The sequence below is a fragment of the Caballeronia sp. genome (genome assembly GCF_049581465.1).
Taxonomy (GTDB): Bacteria; Pseudomonadota; Gammaproteobacteria; order Burkholderiales; family Burkholderiaceae; genus Caballeronia.
Genome location: NZ_JBAUSA010000322.1, coordinates 1 through 2,481, shown reverse-complemented (window position 1 = coordinate 2,481; position 2,481 = coordinate 1). Strand labels below are relative to the sequence as shown.

The window sequence follows — 2,481 nt, the reverse complement described above, 5'->3', positions numbered from 1 at the left end:
GCCGCCGATCGCGCTGCGCGGCGCGGCGCCGGTCCAGCACTTCGAGGCGGCAGTGGAACGGCTGTTCCCGGATGGTTTTCCCGCCGCTTGATGCGTTTGGGGGCAGCGCGCGCTAACGCCTTCCCCTTATGCCTTTCCCGCTCACGTCTTCCCGTTCACGCCTTCTCGGCCATGAACGACTTCAACGCAATGCGCTGCGAGGGGTCGAGCGACTCGAACTCCAGCCCATAGGCACCTTGAGCGCCGTTCGCGTCGGCAGGATTGACGTGGCGCACGATCGCGCGGCAGTCGACCTCGACATCCGTCTCGTCCGTGTTGAAGTGAAACAACACGCGTAGCCGGTCGCCGAGTTTCGCTCGTGGTTCGAGCACCGCGAGCGACATCCCAAACGGGCTGATGTCGCGAACCAGGCCAAGTTCAAGCCCGGCGTCAGCGCTGTCTGCATCGGCGAACCGGGCCGGCAGGTGGGTCGGCATGCGCATGAATCTGCGCGAACGCAAGCGGCGAATCGAGCCGGGCTCCGACAGCACGAAGTAGTCGAATGGGTCGCGGCACACCGCGTCGACCGTGCAGACAAAGTGGAAAACCGCACGCGGTGTAATCGCCACCAGCTCGACCTCATCGCCGCGCGTCAAATCCAGTGGCTCATTGCCCGACATGACCGGCTGCGTGACGAAAACAGCGCGCGGCCGATGCGGCCCCGCGGAAGAAAAGCCGATCACGCGACTCGAATACATGGCCGTTGCTGCCTGTCTGCGCACGCCGAGACGTGCGCCAATCTTCAGGCCGATGTCATCGAGCGTGAAGGGGTCATTGCTGATGTCAGGCTGACTTGGCGCGAATGAGTTCGCGCCGTCAGCCCCCGCAACGCCTCGCGCGGCATCCTCCCTGAACGGCTCGAAATGCGCGAACAGGAAGCTGCGCGCCGCCTCGCTGTGGATAATCGCGCCCGTTTCCAGCAAGAGCACGCCGTCCGCGGTGACAATCGACCAGGCAAGCGGCTCGCCGACGGGGACATCGTCGGGCAGCAGGCGCGCAGAAGGCGAAAACGTCGGTGTTTCAAGCGTGGCGGCAGCGGGCATGATCGGCATGGTTCGTTTCAGGGCAAGCGCTCGTCTAACCTGCAAAAAAATGCCGTCAATCGGTGCGATATCGTCTCGCGTACCGGTTAATTCGGTTAAAGCTTCCGATTATTATGCTTGAATGAGTCAATTTTCGCTTGCGGAAGCGATGCTTGATCAGGCAAGCGTTGTCTTTATGTCACGGCGGTGTCTATGTATTACGGCGCAGCAGAGGGAATCTGTAATGTGCTGCCCGCCGACACGCTCTCGATCGCTGCCAGCACTGCGGCGACATCGGGCGGGGCGAGTTGATCGCCGACGGAAACCGATCGTCCCGGCGCCACCACGCCAAAATGCTCCCTTGACGTGGCGGTGAATATCATCACGGTGCGCCGCCCCAGCGCGTGCGCCAGATGGACCAGTCCCGTGTCCATGCCCACTACGAGTTCCGACGCGCCTATCCAGTGCGCGCATTGCGGCACACTCAATTTGGGCAACACCTTCGCGCCCGGAACGAGCGCCGCGATCTGCTCGCCTTCCGCGCGCTCGCGATCGGTGCCCCACGGCAGCACGATTGCGTACCCACGCGCCGCGATCCAGCGTCCCGTTTCGGCCCATCGCTCGATCGGCCATTTCTTGACATCGGCGGACGTTGCGTGGAACAGCATCGCGATCGGCGCGCCCGGAGGAATTTCCAGGGGCACGTCGAGCGGAGGCAGGCTCAGATTGAAGTCGGGCGTGTCATCGAATTGATAGCCGAGCGCTTCCGATACGCTTACCCGCATTCCGCGCCATGCGTCGGTGGCCGGTCGCGGACTGAAACGCGCGTTGTACGCGAAGGCTGCGCCGAGCTCGCCGAGGTCCTTGTTGCGGTAGCCATAGCGCTTTCGCCCCCGGGCCAGGAACGCGATGATCGCGCTCTTGTAGGCGCCGTGGATGTCCAGGATTGCGTCGTATTTTATCGCTCGCAACTCGCCGATGGACGCTGCAATTCCCTTCAGGTCTGCCCAGTTGCGCGCCTTTTTGAACTTGCGCAAGGGCGCGCTCAGTACGCGGTCGACGCGGGAGTTCCATCGGATGATGTCGGCGAACGCGGCATCGGCAGCCCAGTCGATCTGCGCGTCAGGGAACGCGCTGCGCAGGTCGGAGACGACGGGTTGGGTCTCGACGATATCGCCTAGGGATGTCACTTTGACAATGAGGATTCGCTTCATCGGGGGTGGCTGCTGCCTGCTAAGGGGTCTCTGGGGCGGTTTGGGGCGGGGGGTTCTGTTCGCGGCGAGTGTGGGGATAGCATTGAGTCCTTTTGCTCGCGTGGTCGTTCTGCTTAAGTCGGATTTTCTTGCTTATTACTGTTAGCCCCTATCCGGGGCGGGACTTCATTTCTTTGCAAACGCGCAAAGAAACGAAGCAAAGAAAC

Annotated in this window: 2 protein-coding genes; both read right to left on the bottom strand. The window is 62.5% G+C overall.

Annotated features, from left to right (window positions below; translation table 11 throughout):
- Positions 1-155: 155 nt before the first annotated feature.
- Positions 156-1,091 (bottom strand): flagellar brake protein, encoded by a 936-nt coding sequence (locus WCA53_RS07985; protein ID WP_423907732.1) that lies wholly within the window; start codon positions 1,089-1,091, stop codon positions 156-158.
- A gap of 188 nt (positions 1,092-1,279) precedes the next feature.
- Positions 1,280-2,275 (bottom strand): lipopolysaccharide heptosyltransferase I, encoded by a 996-nt coding sequence (gene waaC / locus WCA53_RS07980; RefSeq protein ID WP_423907729.1) that lies wholly within the window; start codon positions 2,273-2,275, stop codon positions 1,280-1,282.
- Between the last annotated feature and the right edge of the window lie 206 nt (positions 2,276-2,481).